General features: G+C 65.7%; 15 protein-coding genes and 5 tRNA genes. 18 read left to right on the forward strand and 2 right to left on the reverse strand.

From position 1 onward, the window contains the following. The 8 genes from AC3ITN_RS04045 (at nt 1) to ychF (ending at nt 7022) form a co-directional block, all read left to right on the forward strand. On the forward strand, nt 1-1686 hold the full coding sequence (locus AC3ITN_RS04045; protein ID WP_489392153.1) for a tetratricopeptide repeat protein: 1686 nt from the start codon (nt 1-3) through the stop codon (nt 1684-1686). Then, the gene (lolB, locus tag AC3ITN_RS04050; protein WP_313348969.1) at nt 1683-2345 is read left to right on the forward strand and encodes a lipoprotein insertase outer membrane protein LolB; all 663 of its coding nucleotides are present in this window, start codon (nt 1683-1685) and stop codon (nt 2343-2345) included. Before AC3ITN_RS04045 ends, lolB begins: the two co-directional genes overlap by 4 nt. Beyond that, entirely contained in the window at nt 2342-3211 is an 870-nt protein-coding gene (gene ispE / locus AC3ITN_RS04055) for a 4-(cytidine 5'-diphospho)-2-C-methyl-D-erythritol kinase (RefSeq protein ID WP_489392154.1), read from the forward strand. Before lolB ends, ispE begins: the two co-directional genes overlap by 4 nt. 9 nt (nt 3212-3220) lie before the next feature. After that, a tRNA-Gln gene (locus tag AC3ITN_RS04060) sits at nt 3221-3297 on the forward strand. Between the two features lie 136 nt (nt 3298-3433). Then, entirely contained in the window at nt 3434-4393 is a 960-nt protein-coding gene (locus tag AC3ITN_RS04065; protein WP_038692467.1) for a ribose-phosphate diphosphokinase, read from the forward strand. A 111-nt stretch (nt 4394-4504) separates the two neighbouring features. Then, the gene (locus tag AC3ITN_RS04070) at nt 4505-5119 is read left to right on the forward strand and encodes a 50S ribosomal protein L25/general stress protein Ctc (protein ID WP_313348966.1); all 615 of its coding nucleotides are present in this window, start codon (nt 4505-4507) and stop codon (nt 5117-5119) included. A gap of 80 nt (nt 5120-5199) precedes the next feature. Then, nucleotides 5200-5778 (forward strand): aminoacyl-tRNA hydrolase, encoded by a 579-nt coding sequence (pth, locus tag AC3ITN_RS04075; RefSeq protein WP_489392155.1) that lies wholly within the window; start codon nt 5200-5202, stop codon nt 5776-5778. 152 nt (nt 5779-5930) lie between these two features. Beyond that, entirely contained in the window at nt 5931-7022 is a 1092-nt protein-coding gene (gene ychF / locus AC3ITN_RS04080) for a redox-regulated ATPase YchF (RefSeq protein ID WP_313348962.1), read from the forward strand. 461 nt (nt 7023-7483) lie between these two features. Here the strand turns inward: ychF and AC3ITN_RS04085 are convergent, their stop codons facing one another. Both AC3ITN_RS04085 and AC3ITN_RS04090 read right to left on the reverse strand, forming a co-directional pair. Then, nucleotides 7484-7852: a hypothetical protein gene (locus tag AC3ITN_RS04085; protein ID WP_489392156.1), complete on the reverse strand. Its 369-nt coding sequence runs from the start codon at nt 7850-7852 to the stop codon at nt 7484-7486. Between the two features lie 337 nt (nt 7853-8189). Continuing rightward, nucleotides 8190-10928: a TonB-dependent receptor plug domain-containing protein gene (locus tag AC3ITN_RS04090; RefSeq protein WP_489392157.1), complete on the reverse strand. Its 2739-nt coding sequence runs from the start codon at nt 10926-10928 to the stop codon at nt 8190-8192. Nucleotides 10929-11176: 248 nt separating this feature from the next. Here AC3ITN_RS04090 and AC3ITN_RS04095 point away from each other — a divergent pair, with 248 nt between their 5' ends. The 10 genes from AC3ITN_RS04095 (at nt 11177) to rplA (ending at nt 16452) form a co-directional block, all read left to right on the forward strand. Then, a complete protein-coding gene (locus AC3ITN_RS04095) occupies nt 11177-12187 on the forward strand; it encodes an isoaspartyl peptidase/L-asparaginase family protein (RefSeq protein ID WP_489392158.1) in 1011 nt (336 codons plus the stop codon). Between the two features lie 138 nt (nt 12188-12325). After that, nucleotides 12326-12411 (forward strand) — tRNA-Tyr (locus AC3ITN_RS04100). 28 nt (nt 12412-12439) lie between these two features. Beyond that, nucleotides 12440-12513: transfer RNA gene (locus tag AC3ITN_RS04105), tRNA-Gly, on the forward strand. 47 nt (nt 12514-12560) lie between these two features. Beyond that, a tRNA-Thr gene (locus tag AC3ITN_RS04110) sits at nt 12561-12636 on the forward strand. 41 nt (nt 12637-12677) lie between these two features. After that, the gene (gene tuf / locus AC3ITN_RS04115; RefSeq protein WP_313348952.1) at nt 12678-13868 is read left to right on the forward strand and encodes an elongation factor Tu; all 1191 of its coding nucleotides are present in this window, start codon (nt 12678-12680) and stop codon (nt 13866-13868) included. Between the two features lie 100 nt (nt 13869-13968). Then, nucleotides 13969-14044: transfer RNA gene (locus AC3ITN_RS04120), tRNA-Trp, on the forward strand. A 44-nt stretch (nt 14045-14088) separates the two neighbouring features. Further along, on the forward strand, nt 14089-14493 hold the full coding sequence (gene secE / locus AC3ITN_RS04125) for a preprotein translocase subunit SecE (protein ID WP_313348951.1): 405 nt from the start codon (nt 14089-14091) through the stop codon (nt 14491-14493). A gap of 10 nt (nt 14494-14503) precedes the next feature. Beyond that, a complete protein-coding gene (gene nusG / locus AC3ITN_RS04130) occupies nt 14504-15064 on the forward strand; it encodes a transcription termination/antitermination protein NusG (protein WP_313348950.1) in 561 nt (186 codons plus the stop codon). A 256-nt stretch (nt 15065-15320) separates the two neighbouring features. After that, nucleotides 15321-15749 carry a 50S ribosomal protein L11 gene (rplK, locus tag AC3ITN_RS04135; RefSeq protein WP_313348949.1) on the forward strand — a complete coding sequence of 143 codons (429 nt, stop codon included), beginning with the start codon at nt 15321-15323 and terminating at the stop codon, nt 15747-15749. Nucleotides 15750-15753: 4 nt separating this feature from the next. Beyond that, a complete protein-coding gene (gene rplA, locus AC3ITN_RS04140) occupies nt 15754-16452 on the forward strand; it encodes a 50S ribosomal protein L1 (protein ID WP_313348947.1) in 699 nt (232 codons plus the stop codon). The last annotated feature ends 359 nt before the right edge of the window (nt 16453-16811 follow it).

Raw genomic sequence — 16811 nt, forward strand, 5'->3', positions numbered from 1 at the left:
ATGCCCGCATTGATTCGCATCTCCAGCGTTCTGCTGCTGTCCCTTGTCGCCGCCAGCGCCGTCGCAGCGGTGCCGAAGGCGCCTGCCGGCAAGGCCGCGCAGGCCGAACCGGCATCGCTGACCCCGGTCATGGCCGGCGAATTCGCGCTGCAGGCCGGCAAGCTGGCCGACGCCGCGCGCTGGTACCTGGAGGCGGCCGAGGCCGGCCGCGACGACGCCGGCCTGGCCGAGCGGGCCACCCGCATCGCCATGCTGGCCGACGATGACACCCGCGCCGCGCGCGCCCTCGCCCTGTGGGAGCAGCGCGCCCCGCGCACGCTGGCCATGCGCAGCAGCGCCGCCGCGCTGGATCTGCGCAAGGGTGATGTGAAGGCCGCGCGCACCGAGCTGGCAGCCCTGCTGCGCGATCCGGATCCGCGTGGCTGGAAGTTCGCCCTGGCCGCCCTGGTGGGTGGCAGCCGCGACCCGGCTGCCGCCGCGGACGTGCTGGCGTTGCTGGTCGACGACAACGCCATTCCGGACCAGCTGGAGCCGTGGCAGGAGTTCGGCCGGCTGTCGATGCGCATGGACCGGCCGGAGCTGGCCAAGCGGATGGTCGATGAAGTGGTGCGCCGCTTCCCGAACGAACCGCGGGTGGCCCTGTTGAACGCCAGCCTGCTGTTCCAGGCCGGCAAGGCCGACGAGGCGCTGGCCGCGCTGCGCACGGTCGAGCCGCGCACCCGCGAAGACCCCGAGCTGCGCAATGCGGTGGCCATTGCCTACGACGCCATGGGCGATACCGGCGCGGCCGCGCGCGTGCTGTCGGTGGGCCCGCAGAACGTGCAGACCTGGGGCATGCGCGCCTCGCTGCTGGCCAAACAGAAAGACGACGTGGCCCTGGCCGCGCTGTACGCCGACCTCTCCAAGCAGGCCACCAGGCCGGACCCCGCGCAGCGCCTGCTGCTGGGCAAGATCGCCGAATACCTGAAGCGCAATGCCGAAGCGGTGGACTGGTACCACAGCGTGCCCGGTGGCGAAGAACGCGCCGAGGCGCGGTTGCGCGCGGCCAATGCGCAGTACCTGCTGGGGCGCAAGGACCAGGCCTTCAGCGAGGTGCATGCCATCCAGTCCGATGCCAGCATCGACGACGAGGCCCGTCGCGATGCCTACCTGCTGGAGGCCGATCTGCGCCAGCGCAATGACGACCTGCCGGGCGAGCTGGATGCCCTGGCGCGCGGGCTGGCCGCCTATCCGGACGAGAACGGCCTGTTGTATGCCCGCGCGCTGGCCTGGGAGCGCCGCGACGATGTGCCGCGCGCCGAAGCCGACCTGCGCAAGGTGCTGGTCACCGAGCCGGAGAACGTGGCCGCCCTCAATGCGCTGGGCTACACCCTGGCCGACCGCACCACGCGCTACCAGGAAGCCCTGGAGCTGATCGACCGCGCGCGCGTGGCCGAACCGGACAATGCCGCCATCGTCGACAGCTACGGCTGGGTGCTGTACCGCCTGGGCCGCAACGAGGAAGCGCTGGTGCAGCTGCGCCGGGCCTGGACGCTGGCCAAGGACCCGGAGATCGCGTCCCACGTGGGCGAGGTGCTGTGGGTGCTCGGGCGCAAGGACGAGGCCCGCCGCTTCTTCGACGAGGCGCGCAAGCTGGACCCTGACAACCGCGCCCTGCAGCGCGTGATCGAGAAATACGGCGTATGAATCTGCGTTTCCCGAAGCTCGCCCTGGCGGCGGGCGTGGTGCTGTCGCTGTCGGCCTGCGTATCGCTGGATGAGCGCAAGGCACCGGCCGCCCCCGGCGTGGTGACCACCGTGTCGGCCGCCGCGCAACAGGCCGAAGCGGCGCGTGTCGACGCGCTGCGCGCGCAGCCGGACTGGTCCTTCCAGGGCCGGGTGGCGGTCAACAAGGGCCGCAATGGCGGCAACGGTCGCATCGACTGGCAGCAGCAGTCGCGCCAGTACGTGGTCGAACTCAGCGCGCCGGTGACCCGCCAGAGCTGGAAGCTGAGCGGCGACAGCCACCACGAGGGCGGCCGTCTGGAAGGCCTGGAGGGCGGACCCCGTGAGGGCGACGACGCCCAGCAGGTGCTGCTCGAGGCCACCGGCTGGGACATTCCGGTCAACCAGCTGCCGGACTGGGTCCGTGGCCTGGTCGCCGCCGATACCGCCGCCGCCGAGCAGGTGGAGCGCGACGCCGATGGTCGGCCGCGACGGGTGCGCCAGATGGGCTGGGAGGTCCAGTACCTGGACTGGTACCCCGCCGAGGGTGATCGTCCGGTGCTGCCCAGGCGGATCGAAGCGGTCAATGGCGACGCCAAGGTGCGCCTGGTGGTCGACAGCTGGGCGCTGGGCGGCCTATGAACGCGCTGGACCTGAACGCGGGCTGGTCATGGTGGCCGGCCCCGGCCAAGCTGAATCTGTTCCTGCACATCACCGGCCGCCGCAGCGACGGTTACCACCAGCTGCAGACCGTGTTCCGGCTGCTCGACTGGGGCGACCGGATCGGCCTGCGCCTGCGTGACGATGGCCAGGTGCGGCGTGAAGGGGCCTCCGTGGTCGGCGTGGCCGAGCAGGATGACCTCGCGGTGCGCGCCGCCATGATCCTCAAAAAACACGCCAACGTCGCGCAAGGCGTCGATATCGCCATCGAAAAGCTTATTCCTGCCGGCGGCGGCTTCGGTGGCGGATCGTCCGATGCGGCCACGGTGCTGGTCGCGCTCAATCGCCTCTGGGGCGTTGGGCTGGACGAGGACGCGCTGGCCGCATTGGGCCTGCAGCTGGGTGCTGACGTGCCGGTATTTGCGCGTGGCCGCAGTGCGTGGGCCCAGGGCATTGGCGAGCAGCTCACCCCGATGGCCCTGCCGCCGGCCTGGTATGTGATCGCCGACCCGGGCGTTCACGTGCCCACCGCAGCACTTTTCGCCACCCCCGATTTGACGCGCGATGCTCCAGTGGCGAAAATAGCGGACTTCGCTTCCGGGTCTTTGCTCGGGAATGCGTTCGAGCCGGTGCTGCGCCGTCGCGAACCTGCCGTTGAGGCAGTGCTTGTGGCGTTGAACAGTATCGGCCGGGCACGACTCACCGGGTCGGGAAGCGGTTGTTTCGTCGAGTTCGCCACGCGCGCTGCTGCAGAGCAGGGCCTGGCGCGGTTGCCGGAGGAACTGCGGGCATGGGTGGCTGCGGGCGTGGAGCGCTCGCCACTGCTTGATGTACTCGAGCGTTATTGATTTTGATGCAGGGGCGTCGCCAAGAGGCCCAAGGCACCAGGTTTTGATCCTGGCATTCGGAGGTTCGAATCCTCCCGCCCCTGCCACTAGCGGAAGTCAGCCGCGTTCCCATGCGCACACCTGCGCGGGCACGGTCGATCTGCCGCGGTGTTGTCACCGCAGACACCCCCGGGTGCCTGCGGCAGAGTTCTCCGCCAATCGCTCCCGCCCGAGACCGTCATGATGCAAGATCACCCCAACCTGCTGGTATTTTCCGGCAACGCCAACAAGCGCCTTGCGCAGAGCATCTGCAAGGAACTGGGGGTGCGACCGGGCAAGGCGTTGGTGTCGCGCTTCTCCGATGGTGAAGTGCAGGTCGAAATCGAAGAGAACGTCCGCAAGCAGGACGTCTTCGTGATCCAGCCGACCTGCGCGCCCAGCGCCGAGAACCTGATGGAACTGCTGGTGCTGATCGATGCGCTCAAGCGCGCCTCGGTCAACAGCGTCACCGCGGTGGTGCCGTACTTCGGCTACTCGCGCCAGGATCGCCGCATGCGGTCCTCGCGCGTGCCGATCACCGCCAAGGTGGCCGCCAAGATGTTCAGCGCCGTCGGCGCCGACCGCGTCCTGACGGTGGACCTGCATGCCGACCAGATCCAGGGTTTCTTCGACATGCCGGTGGACAACGTGTATGCCTCGCCGCTGCTGCTCGCCGATATCTGGCGCGCCTACGGCACCGAAAACCTGATCGTGGTGTCCCCGGACGTGGGTGGCGTGGTGCGTGCGCGCGCCGTGGCCAAGCGCCTGGATGACGCCGACCTGGCGATCATCGACAAGCGCCGTCCGCGCGCCAACGTCTCCACCGTGATGAACATCATCGGTGACGTCGAAGGCAAGACCTGCGTGATGGTCGATGACATCGTCGACACCGCCGGCACCCTGTGTGCGGCCGCCGCGGCGCTGAAGGCGCGTGGCGCCCTCAAGGTGGCCGCGTACTGCACCCACGCCGTGCTCTCGGGCCCGGCCGTGGACAACATCAACAACTCCCAGCTCGATGAGCTGGTGGTGACCGACACCATCCCGCTGCGTGAAGAGGCGCGGGTGTGCAGCAAGATCCGCCAGCTCAGCGTGGCGGAGATGCTGGCCGAAACGATGCGCCGCATCGCGTTCGGCGAGTCGGTCAGCTCGCTGTACGTGGATTGATTCGTTTTTTCCTGGCCGCCGGCAACGGCAGCCAGGGCCCCGGGGACGTCTGGTCGCGGACGTCCCTTTCATCGCCACGCCATTCCGGCACGGCACTACAGGTAGAAGAAAATGTCGAAGACCCATGAAATCAAGGTCACCAAGCGTGAACTGCAGCGTAAGGGTGCGAGCCGCCGCCTGCGTAACGCCGGTGTGATCCCGGCCATCGTGTACGGCGGTACCGCCGAACCGGTCGCCATCAGCCTGGACCACAATGCCATCTGGCTCGCCCAGCAGAACGAGTGGTTCTACTCGTCGATCCTGAGCCTGAACCTGGACGGCCAGATCACCCAGGTGCTCCTGCGTGACATGCAGCGCCACCCGCACAAGCAGCTGATCATGCACCTGGATTTCCTGCGCGTGGACGCCAATGCCGTGCTGACCGCCAACGTGCCGCTGCACTTCATCAACGAAGACACCTCGCCGGCCGGCAAGGCTGCCGACATCGTGGTCACCCACGAACTGAAGGAAGTGACCGTCAGCTGCCTGCCGAAGGACCTGCCGGAATCGATCGACGTCGACCTGGCTGACCTGAAGGCGGGCGATGTGGTCTACCTGTCGGACATCAAGCTGCCGAAGGGCGTCGAGATCCCGGCCCTGGCCCAGGGCAAGGACCACGACGACGCGATCGTCACTGCCAAGCACGGCAAGGTCGACGCCGCCGACGAAGAACCGGCTGCAGAGTAAGTGACTGCGGCGCCTGTCCTTCGGGGCAGGCGCCGTTTCTGTATGTACCGGCACAGGGCCGGTACCGACGAAGAAGAGTGATGACAGGATTGCGATTGATCGTTGGTCTGGGCAACCCCGGATCCGAGCACGCCCAGACCCGGCACAATGCCGGGTTTCGTTTCATTGACGCCCTGGCCGACCAGGCCGGCGCGCGCTGGAGCGTGGACAGCAAGCTGTTCGGCGAGACTGCCAAGATTGACATCGCCGGGCAGCCGGTATGGCTGCTCAAGCCCGCCACCTTCATGAATCTCAGTGGCAAGTCGGTCACCGCCGCACAGCGTTTCTGGAAGATCGAACCCGAAGAAACCCTGCTGGCGCACGATGAGCTGGACCTGCCTCCCGGCGTGGCACGGCTCAAGTTCGACGGCGGCCATGGCGGCCAGAACGGACTGCGCGACACCATCCGCCTGCTGGGCCATGGAAAATTCCACCGCCTGCGCGTTGGCATCGGCCATCCCGGCCACAAGGATCGCGTGGTGCCTTGGGTGCTGGGCCGCGCCAGCAAGGACGATGACGTGCTGATCGGTCGTGCGGTTGACGATGCGATCGATGTGCTGCCGCTGGCAGTGAAGGGCGATTTCAGCGAAGCGATGAAGCGCCTGCACACCCCGAAATAAGCCGCGCGCCGCCGCACAATGAACCGGGCGGCACGCACACGGCAGGTACCGACGGTTGGTCGGTACGCCAATGATCGTCAGGAACTGATTGGTAAGGCGACGGAACGATCGCGTCGGTTTACCAATCACTTTCACCCCAGAGGTTGTCAAAGATGGGTATCAAATGCGGCATCGTCGGCCTGCCCAACGTCGGCAAGTCGACCCTGTTCAACGCGCTGACCAAGGCGGGCATCGCCGCGGCCAACTTCCCGTTCTGCACCATTGAACCGAACGTCGGCATCGTGCCGGTGCCGGATCCGCGCCTGAACGAACTGGCTGCGATCATCAACCCGCAGAAGGTCATCCCGACCGCCGTGGAGTTCGTGGACATCGCCGGCCTGGTTGCTGGTGCCGCCAGTGGTGAAGGCCTGGGCAACAAGTTCCTGGCCCATATCCGCGAAGTGGATGCGATCACCCACGTTGTGCGCTGCTTCGAGAACGCCGACGTCATCCACGTCAACAACAAGGTCGACCCGCTGTCGGACATCGACACCATCGACACCGAACTGGCGCTGGCCGACCTGGACAGTGTCGAGAAGGCCCTGAACCGCGCCGAGCGCGCTGCCAAGGGTGGCGACAAGGAAGCGGCCGCACGCAAGCCGGTGCTGGCCAAGCTGCAGGCCGCGCTGGCCGACGGCAAGGCCGGGCGTTCGGCCGGGCTGGACGAGGAAGAGAAGGCGCTGGTCCGTGACCTGTTCCTGCTCACCCTCAAGCCGGTGATGTACATCGCCAACGTGCTGGAAGACGGCTTCGAGAACAACCCGCACCTGGACGCCGTGCGCGCCCGCGCCGCCGAAGAAGGTGCGCAGGTGGTGCCGGTGTCGGCCGCGATCGAAGAAGAGCTGTCGCAGCTGGACGATGAAGACCGTGACACCTTCCTGGCCGATCTGGGCCTGAAGGAGCCGGGCCTCAATCGCGTCATCTACGCGGCGTACCAACTGCTGGGCCTGCAGACCTACTTCACCGCAGGCGTGAAGGAAGTCCGCGCCTGGACCGTGCGCAAGGGCGCCACCGCGCCGCAGGCCGCCGCCGTGATCCACACCGACTTCGAGAAGGGCTTCATCCGCGCTGAAACCATCGCGTATGACGACTTCATCAAGTACAAGGGCGAAGCCGGCGCCAAGGAAGCCGGTCGCCTGCGCCTGGAAGGCAAGGAATACCGCGTCCAGGAAGGCGACATCCTGCACTTCCGCTTCAACGTCTGAGCTGTAGAGCGGACTGTTAGTCCGCTGCTCCTCTGCTCAAAAAAAAACGCCCCGCCCACCGCGGGGCGTTTCTGTTTGGACAATAATTCGCCACGCCCCGGAACCATTGCGGCGCAACCTTCAACGGACTTGTCCACAACAAACCCCCACGGCTTTCCACGCACGGTGTGGAAAACTCGAGCGGCGCGCGTGCAATCAATGGTGATTATTTCACCATGCACTGGAATCCGTTGCGGCAGCTGCGTCGGCCCCGCTTATCCACACGATTCTCCCGTGTCTCTCCACATGCGCTGTGGAGAACGTGGACGCCGCCGATTACCGCGCCAGCCACGCAGGGCGTGGCTCTACGACGTAGAGCCACGCCCTGCGTGGCTCTACGTCGTAGAGCCACGCCCTGCGTGGCTGCATGTAGAGCCACGCCCTGCGTGGCTGCATGTAGAGCCACGCCCTGCGTGGCTGCCCTAATAATGGTAAAGCGTCAGGTCTTTCAACGGCTGGCGAAACAGCGCAGCGCCGTTCGCATCGAGGCGACCCCGCAGCACCAGCGTGTGCACGCCCACCGCCACGTCCTCGCCGGTATCCGAGCGGATGCTGGCCTCGATGCAGTCCCCGGGTTCATAGCCCGCCGTCCTGATCACCAGGTTCAGGTCGACCTGATGATCCACGCCGCCCCGCACCCGCCGGTTGTCGGGGCCCGTCACCCAGTAGAGCTTCTTCACCTTTCCCTGCGGTCTCACCGTCACCACATCGCACGCCGCCGCGTCCTGGATCGCCTGCGCGCCGCGCGGAAGGGAACTGCAGGCGGCAAGCAGCAGGGCGGCCAACACCATGAGCAATAGTCTGACGGTCATATCCGTTGAGGCCAGTAGGGCGAGAGGTCCAATGCCAGCCAGAACAGTACCAGCTCGCGGGCGGTCCGCGCCCGGTGCGCGGCGTGCGCGCGAACGGCTGGTAGAGCCGCGCCACGCGTGGCTGCAGCCTACGTCCGCACGTGCTGCACGCCCTAAACAAGACGCCCGCCTTGCGGCGGGCGTCGTATCCATCACCAGCTGCAGGAAAGCCCCAGCTGCGCGTTCGTATCGCGGAACCCCCCGCTGCCGGTCTGGCGACCGAGCCGGCCCCAGCCGCGCGACAGGTTGACCTGCACACCGGCCTTGGCTGCGCCGTTTACAGTGCACTGCCCCCGAACTTGTGCGTGAACTGCAGGTTCAGCGTACGGCCCACCGTATCGAACCAGGACACGTCGTAATACGGGTACGAGGTGTAGGTGGCGTCGTGCGGCGGCATCTTGTTGAACAGGTTCACCACCGACAGCGACAGGCGCGAGTGGTCGTCGAAGCGGTACTGCACCGACAGGTTGTAGCGGTAGGTCGCCTTCATCCACGGGCTGTCGCCGCTCTCCGGGTCAAAGCTCTGGTCGTAGCTGTCATAGGTCGGCAGCTTGCCCAGCCGCGAGCCGTACAGCGTGGTCGACCAGGCCGCGTTCTCCCAGGTCAGGCTGGCGCTGGTCTTGGTGCGCGGGATGTCAAAGCCGCTGTTGACCGCGAACTGGTCCTCGACCACGTCGCCGGCGAACTGCTGGAAGTCGTGGCGCTGCACCCAGGTGTGGTTGCCGCTGACGATGAAGTCGCCCACGCCGGTGGTCAGGCGGTAGCGCAGGCCCACGTCGATGCCGCGGGTGGTTTCGCGGGCAATGTTGATCGGGCTGACGTGCACCCCGTACAGGCGGCCGTCGTCGGTGCGGGTGACCCGGTTGATGGCGTCCACGCAGGTCGGCGAAGCTGCATCGGCATCGCCCAGGCGGCAGGCCGCTTCATCGCGCAGGATGGTGCTCACGTCCATGTCCTGCACCTGGTCGCGCATGTCGATGTCGAACCAGTCCACCGACAGGTCCAGGCCCAGTGCAGGTGACCAGACCAGGCCGGCGCTCCACGAGGTACTGGTTTCCGGGTCGAGGTTGCGGTTGCCCTCGCGCGTGCGGATCAGGTTTTCCTCGTAATCCGAACAGTCGTCCGCACCGTCCACCGCGCAGGCGTAGTAGTCGTTGGCACCGGTCTCGTCGTTGCCCGGGCCGGCGTAGACGTAGTGCAGGTCCGGCGCGCGGAACGCGGTGCCGTAGGAGCCGCGCACCAGCAGCGTGTCGATCGGACGCCATTCGATGCCGCCGCTCCAGGTCGCCTTGCCGATCGTGTTGCCGGAATAGCGGTACTGGTCGAAGCGGCCGGCCACGCTCACGTTGAGCGTGTCGTGCAGCGGCAGGCGCAGCTCGGCGGCGGTGGCCCAGCGGTTGCGGCTGCCGTGGCCGTCCGAGTCCTTCCAGCTGTAGTAGTAATACTGCGTGGCCAGCGGATCGGGGTTCAGCGCATAGGACTGGTTGCCGAACTCGGCCGTGGCCGCGAAGCCGGCCTTGCCGCCGGGGAGTTCGAACAGCTCGCCATTGGTCAGCGTCAGTGCGGCCGTATCGGTCCGCGACTTCGGCGTGTACGTGGTACGCGCGGAAATCGAATCGTACTCGGCGCGGGTCAGCGGCCGGTACAGGCGCGCCGGGTCGGCGTTGTAGATCGGGAAGCCGTCGTCATCCTCGCCCAGCTGCGGGCCGAGGAACAGGTCATTGGCCTTGGAGGCGATGATCTGCGGCCAGCGGATCGAGGACTGGTACTGCGAGTGGCTCAGCGACGCCTCGTAGTCCCACGCCGTGCCCAGCGAGCCCTTGAAGCCGGTGGTGACGCTGAAGGTCTTCTGGGTGCTGCGGATCATGCCGTTGCGCAGCCCGCCCATTTCTTCCGGCGAGAACTGGCGTTGCCAGAACTCCACCTGGTCGGTGGCCTGGTTGTAGAAGTAGCCGTCTTCATTGCCGTCGGCGGCCATGCGGCCCCACTGGGTCACATCGCGCATCAGCGCGATGTCGTGGTAGCCCAGCTGCACGTCGGCGAACCATTCGGCGCCGTTGTCGAAGCCGTAGCGCAGCGAAGCGTAGCCATTCGCGCCGCGGCGCTTGCTGAGGATCGTGCCGTAGCCGATCGAGCGGTCGCTGCCGCAGTAGAAGCCATAGCGCGGGCGCTCGGCGTAGTAGGTGCTGCCACGGTTCTGGCCGGCCAGTGCATCGCAGGTGGCCTGGCCCGGGTCCAGGTAGTCGTCGTTGTAGTCGGTGCGCAGCCAGGCGCGTCGCGCGGCACGCGCGCTTTCGGTGGGCGCGTCCAGGGTCGAGTCCTGCTGCGCGCGCTGGTAGGCCCACAGCGGCGCCTGCGACTGCAGTTCCACGCTGTAGACCGCACTGAAGCGTCCCGAATCGAAGCCGCTGGCGATGCTCATGTCGAACGACTCGCCACCGCCCTCGGTGGTGGTGCCCATGCGCACATCGACGGTGGTGCCATCGACCTGCTTCTTCAGGATGAAGTTGACCACGCCGGCAATCGCGTCCGAACCGTAGATGGCCGACGCGCTGCCGGTCAGCACTTCAATGCGCTCGATCATGCCCAGCGGAATGTTGGACACGTCGGTGAAGTTGCTGCGGCCCTGGAAGGGCATCGGGAAGTCGGCGATACGACGGCCGTTCACCAGCACCAGCGTGTGGTTCGGGCCAAGCCCACGCAGGTCGACCTGCTGCGCGCCCGGCGAGAAGTCGGCGCCGCTGGCCGACTGCTGGCTCTGGGTCTCACCGCCGTTCTGGGTCATCGACCGCAGCACATCCGGCACGCTGGTGAAGCCGCTGGCCTGGATCTGCTCGGCGGTGATTACGGTCACCGGGGCCGGTCCTTCCACCTGCGCGCGCGGGATGCGCGAGCCGGTGACCTGCACCGTGTCCAGCTGCTGTACCCCGGGAGCGACCGGGGCCTGGGCGCCCGCGGTTGCGGCCACACTCATCAACGCCAGCTGGATCGACCACGCCATCGCCTGTTTACGCATGAGAATTCTCAAGAAGAAATGCGGGCCTCGAGGGAGGCCTGGACCCCCATTCACATTCGGTGAACGGACGGCGCGCATTTAACGCCTTTTTTACGTCGTCCGCCAGTTGGCGCCCTTCAGGAAGGGAGGGCTTCGACCAACGGTCGATGCCTGCCAGATATCCGGGGCCGGGGTAGGTGCCGCCCGTTGGTCGGCACCGTGCGTCCGGTCCTGCATGATGGGCCGTCTCCCACAACCCGGTCACCGCCATGCCCCTCCGATCCTCTCTGCTGCTCTCCCTGTGCCTGCTCAGCCCACTCGTCCAGGCTGCCGAACCGGTGCTGGTCATCCACGGCGGGGCGGGGGTGCAGCGCAAGGACCTGTCGCCAGCCGAGGAGAAGGCCGCGCGGGCGGCGCTGCGCCAGGCGCTGCTGCAGGGGCACCGGGCACTGGCGGCCGGCAAGCCGGCGCTGGAGGCGGTCACCGCCGCCATCACCTTGCTCGAGGACGATCCCACCTTCAATGCCGGCAAGGGCGCGGTGTTCACCCATGACGGCCGCAACGAGCTGGACGCCTCACTGATGGATGGCGCCAGCCTGAAGGCGGGTGCGGTGGCTGGCGTGCAGCGGGTGCGCAACCCGATCCTGCTCGCCCAGGCGGTGATGCAGCAGTCCCCGCACGTGATGATGGTGGGCGAGGGTGCCGAGGCGTTCGCCGCCAGCAAGGGCATCACCCTGGTGGATCCGTCGTATTTCCGCACCGACAAGCGCTGGCAGCAGCTGCAGAGGGCGCTGAAGGAAGAGGCCAGCGGCCAGGCCCACACCGATCTGGAGACCGCCCGCCACTTCGGCACCGTCGGCGCCGTTGCGCTGGACGCGCAGGGCCACCTGGCGGCGGGCACCTCTACCGGGGGAATGACCAACAAGCGTTACGGACGGGTGGGGGACTCGCCGATCATCGGTGCCGGCACCTATGCAAACGCCACCTGTGCGGTGTCCGGCACCGGCTGGGGCGAGTACTACATCCGCACCGCGGCGGCCTACGACATCTGCGCACGCATGCAGTACCTGCAGCAGAGTCCTGCCGATGCAGGGCGCGCGGTGATCAATGAACGCATTCCCGCGCTGGGCGGCGACGGCGGCGCGATCGTGCTGTCGGCGGACGGTCGCGCCGCCACGCCATTCAACACGCAGGGCATGTATCGCGGCTGGATCGGCACCGACGGCGTGCCGCACGTGGCGATCTTCGCCGACGAAGCGCTTGCACTGCCCGGGCAGTAAGCCGCGCTGTCGGGCCGATTCGCGATTCGTGTGAAAAAGTTGAAAAAGGGTGTTGACAGAACCCGCATTCACCCCCAAAATTCACGGCTCTTCCACCCCACACCGAAAACGCTTCGGCGCCATGGGACAGGGTGGTAAGGAGGGATACCCAAGCGGCCAACGGGGGCAGACTGTAAATCTGCTGGCTTACGCCTTCGGTGGTTCGAATCCACCTCCCTCCACCAGTTTCAGGTTGTGGCAAGAGCTTCCGATGCGGGAGTAGTTCAATGGTAGAACCTCAGCCTTCCAAGCTGATGGTGCGGGTTCGATCCCCGTCTCCCGCTCCATTGAATGAATTTGATTATCTTCAAATTCGTGCCATAATTCAAAACTCGCTCACGTAGCTCAGTCGGTAGAGCACCTCCTTGGTAAGGAGGAGGTCGAAGGTTCGATTCCTTTCGTGAGCACCATCTAAGTGCTACCCATTCAGACGATTTCGAGATAAGCAGCCATGGCCAAGGGTAAGTTCGAGCGCACCAAGCCGCACGTCAACGTCGGCACCATCGGTCACGTCGACCACGGCAAGACCACGCTGACCGCCGCACTGACCAAGATCGGTGCCGATCGCTTCGGTGGCGAATTCAAGGGCTATGACGCCATTGACGCCGCGCCGGAAGAGAAGGCTCGTGGCATCACGATCTCGACCGCACACGTCGAATACGAATCTGCCGTTCGCCACTATGCGCACGTCGATTGCCCGGGCCATGCTGACTACGTCAAGAACATGATCACCGGTGCCGCCCAGATGGACGGCGCGATCCTGGTGTGCTCGGCCGCTGACGGCCCGATGCCGCAGACCCGCGAGCACATCCTGCTGTCGCGCCAGGTCGGCGTGCCGTACATCGTCGTGTTCCTGAACAAGGCCGACATGGTGGACGATGCCGAGCTGCTGGAACTGGTTGAAATGGAAGTCCGCGAGCTGCTGAGCAAGTACGACTTCCCGGGCGACGACACCCCGATCATCTCGGGTTCGGCCCGTCTGGCGCTGGACGGCGACCAGAGCGACATCGGCGTGCCGGCCATCATCAAGCTGGTCGAGGCGCTGGACAGCTGGATTCCGCTGCCGGAGCGTGACGTCGACAAGGCATTCCTGATGCCGGTCGAAGACGTGTTCTCGATCTCGGGCCGCGGCACCGTGGTGACCGGTCGTATCGAGCGCGGCGTGATCAAGGTCGGCGAAGAAATCGAAATCGTCGGTATCCGCGACACCCAGAAGACCACCGTGACCGGTGTGGAAATGTTCCGCAAGCTGCTCGACCAGGGTCAGGCAGGCGACAACGCCGGTCTGCTGCTGCGCGGCACCAAGCGTGACGACGTCCAGCGCGGTCAGGTTCTCTGCAAGCCGGGTTCGATCAAGCCGCACACCGAGTTCGAAGGCGAAGTGTACGTGCTGTCGAAGGATGAAGGCGGCCGCCACACCCCGTTCTTCAATGGCTACCGCCCGCAGTTCTACTTCCGTACCACCGACGTCACCGGCGCTGCCAAGCTGCCGGAAGGTGTCGAGATGGTGATGCCGGGTGACAACGTGAAGATGGTGGTCACCCTGATCCACCCGATCGCGATGGATGAAGGTCTGCGTTTCGCCATTCGTGAAGGCGGTCGTACCGTCGGCGCCGGCGTGGTTGCCAAGATCATCAAGTAATCTGCAACACCGGCGGCAATGCAGCGCTGCCGGTCTCGCGAACGGCGGGCCGGGAACCCCGGTCCGCCTTCGCCGTCTAAGGGAAGGCAGTTTTTTCAGTACGCCAGTAGCTCAATTGGCAGAGCAGCGGTCTCCAAAACCGCAGGTTGGGGGTTCGAGTCCCTCCTGGCGTGCCACTTCTCCCTTCCAGCGGCCATGCCGCCTCAGCAGCCAGAGCCGGATGAACAGCAAGATCGAGCATTCCAAGGACACCTCCACCGGGGGTGACATCGTCAAGTACGCCGCCGCAGTGCTCCTGGCACTTGCGGGTCTTTTTGCTTGGTTCTGGTTCGGCGCGCCTGAGCATGCGGCCCAGAATGCCTGGTCCGGTCCGCTGCGCGGTCTGGGCGTCGCCGTCGGCCTCGCGGCTGGCCTCGGTGTGTTCATGCTGACCGCCAAGGGTCGCGACACGCTTGAATTTCTTTCCGAATCGCGCTTCGAGCTGCGCAAGGTGGTCTGGCCGACGCGCCAGGAAGCCATTCGCATGACGTGGGTGGTGATGGTCGTGGTGATCATCCTCAGCCTGCTGCTCGGCGGCTTTGATTTCTTGATTCAGAAAGCGATCCAGTTGTTCCTGGGTCGATAAGGAGAAACCTGTGAAGCGTTGGTATGTCGTTCACGCCTATTCAGGCTTCGAGAAGACGGTGGCGCAGGCCCTGCGCGACCGCATCGTGCGTGAAGAGAAGCAGGAATTGTTCGGTGACGTCCTGGTCCCGACCGAGGAAGTGGTTGAAATGCGTTCCGGCCAGAAGCGCCGTTCCGAGCGCAAGTTCTTCCCCGGTTACGTGCTGGTCCAGATCGAGTCGCACGAAGAGAATGGCATTCCGCGGATCGACAGCGAGAGCTGGCATCTGATCAAGGACACCTCCAAGGTGATGGGCTTCATCGGCGGTACGGCCGATCGTCCGCTGCCGATCGCCGACTCCGAGGCCGAAGCCATCCTGAACCGCGTTCAGGAAGGTGTCGAGAAGCCCCGTCCCAAGGTGCTGTTCGAGCCGGGCCAGATGGTCCGCGTCACCGAAGGCCCGTTCAACGACTTCAACGGCGTGGTCGAAGAGGTCAATTACGAGAAGAGCCGTCTGCGCGTCTCGGTGCTGATCTTCGGTCGTGCCACCCCGGTCGAGCTGGAGTTCGGTCAGGTCGAAAAGGCCGTCTGAGGCCAGTAGAGCCAGGCCTTGCCTGGCTGCATGGTCCGTAGCGCCGGGCTCTGCCCGGCTGCGGGGTCTGCGCATTCACGCAGACCCCCCAAAACCTGATATAGTGCGCGGCTTCCTGCCAGGAAGCTGGCAAAAGCAAAGGGCCGCCGCAAGGTGGCCTTCTGCGTGAATCAAAAAACGCGATGCCGGGACGCGAGATTCCCGGTCCGATGGGGAGCCTGTGGTCGTAAGGCGCTAGCACCCGGAGAGTATTCACATGGCAAAGAAAGTAGTTGGTTACATCAAGCTGCAGGTGAAGGCCGGTCAGGCCAACCCCTCGCCGCCGGTCGGTCCCGCGCTGGGTCAGCGTGGTCTGAACATCATGGAATTCTGCAAGGCCTTCAATGCCGCCACGCAGAAGCTTGAGCCGGGTCTGCCGGTTCCGGTGATCATCACCGCCTATTCGGACCGTACCTTCACCTTCATCACCAAGAGCACGCCGGCAACGACGCTGCTGAAGAAGGCTGCGGGCGTCTCCTCGGGCTCCAAGCGTCCGAATACCGACAAGATCGGCAAGGTGACCCGCAAGCAGCTGGAAGAGATCGCCAAGGTCAAGGAAGCTGACCTGACGGCCGCCGACCTGGACGCAGCAGTGCGTACGATCGCTGGTTCTGCCCGTTCCATGGGCCTTGTGGTAGAGGGTTAAGAAGATGGCACAGACCAAGCGTGAGAAGGCCATCCAGGCCGCCGTCGTCCCGGGTAAGGCGTATGCCTTCGAGGACGCAATCAAGATCCTGAAGACCGCTACCAAGGCCAAGTTCGTCGAGTCCTTCGACGTCGCTGTGCGCCTGGGCGTGGACGCCAAGAAGTCCGACCAGCAGGTGCGCGGTTCCACCGTGCTGCCGGCCGGTACCGGCAAGAGCGTGCGCGTTGCCGTCTTCGCCCCGGCCGGTGCCAAGGCTGACGAAGCCCTGGCCGCTGGCGCGGAAGCCGTGGGCATGGACGACCTGGCCGAGAAGATGCAGGCCGGCGATCTGAACTACGACGTCGTCATCGCCACCCCGGACGCCATGCGCGTCGTGGGTAAGCTGGGCACCGTGCTGGGCCCGCGTGGCCTGATGCCGAACCCGAAGGTCGGCACCGTGTCGGCCAACCCGGGCGAAGCCGTCAAGAACGCCAAGTCGGGCCAGGTGCGTTACCGCACCGACAAGGCCGGCATCATCCACTGCACCATCGGCAAGGCCGACTTCGCCGAAGACGCGCTGAAGTCGAACCTGCAGGCGCTGCTGCTGGACCTGATCAAGGCCAAGCCGGCGACCTCGAAGGGCCTGTACCTGCAGAAGGTGTCGGTCAGCTCGACGATGGGCCCGGGCGTCACCGTCGATCCGTCGTCGCTGACCCTGAAGTAATCGTTTCAAGCGGGTATGCGGCTCCGGTTGCATACCCGTGAATTTTGAAGGCATCCGAGCGGACTCGTTCCGCGGAGAAGCCGTCAAAGACCGCAGGCGCGGTCGTTATATACCGGCGACGGGCAGGGATGCTCGCATTGGCAAGGAGTCGCCGCCGGCGCAGTACCGACCGCTTAATGGATTCCTTCGGGAATCGCCCTGCGTAGATGGTGCCCTTCTGGAGTTTTTCTGGTTAACGCACGTCTGGGTTCACCCAGGTTGGCCATCCAGGTCTAGAACGGCCCACCCTTGGAACATCAACCCGATGTTCCCGGCGTCCAGGACGGATGCCGCCCAGGACCGCAAACGGCAGGAGCCGT

This window comes from Stenotrophomonas sp. KH_036_B, assembly GCF_057839485.1.

Coding starts and splice junctions, on each gene's coding strand:
- AC3ITN_RS04045 (WP_489392153.1), top strand. CDS start 1: ATGCCCGCATTGATTCGCATCTCCAGCGTTCTGCTGCTGTCCCTTGTC.
- lolB (WP_313348969.1), top strand. CDS start 1,683: ATGAATCTGCGTTTCCCGAAGCTCGCCCTGGCGGCGGGCGTGGTGCTG.
- ispE (WP_489392154.1), top strand. CDS start 2,342: ATGAACGCGCTGGACCTGAACGCGGGCTGGTCATGGTGGCCGGCCCCG.
- AC3ITN_RS04065 (WP_038692467.1), top strand. CDS start 3,434: ATGCAAGATCACCCCAACCTGCTGGTATTTTCCGGCAACGCCAACAAG.
- AC3ITN_RS04070 (WP_313348966.1), top strand. CDS start 4,505: ATGTCGAAGACCCATGAAATCAAGGTCACCAAGCGTGAACTGCAGCGT.
- pth (WP_489392155.1), top strand. CDS start 5,200: ATGACAGGATTGCGATTGATCGTTGGTCTGGGCAACCCCGGATCCGAG.
- ychF (WP_313348962.1), top strand. CDS start 5,931: ATGGGTATCAAATGCGGCATCGTCGGCCTGCCCAACGTCGGCAAGTCG.
- AC3ITN_RS04085 (WP_489392156.1), bottom strand. CDS start 7,852: ATGGTGTTGGCCGCCCTGCTGCTTGCCGCCTGCAGTTCCCTTCCGCGC.
- AC3ITN_RS04090 (WP_489392157.1), bottom strand. CDS start 10,928: ATGCGTAAACAGGCGATGGCGTGGTCGATCCAGCTGGCGTTGATGAGT.
- AC3ITN_RS04095 (WP_489392158.1), top strand. CDS start 11,177: ATGCCCCTCCGATCCTCTCTGCTGCTCTCCCTGTGCCTGCTCAGCCCA.
- tuf (WP_313348952.1), top strand. CDS start 12,678: ATGGCCAAGGGTAAGTTCGAGCGCACCAAGCCGCACGTCAACGTCGGC.
- secE (WP_313348951.1), top strand. CDS start 14,089: ATGAACAGCAAGATCGAGCATTCCAAGGACACCTCCACCGGGGGTGAC.
- rplK (WP_313348949.1), top strand. CDS start 15,321: ATGGCAAAGAAAGTAGTTGGTTACATCAAGCTGCAGGTGAAGGCCGGT.
- rplA (WP_313348947.1), top strand. CDS start 15,754: ATGGCACAGACCAAGCGTGAGAAGGCCATCCAGGCCGCCGTCGTCCCG.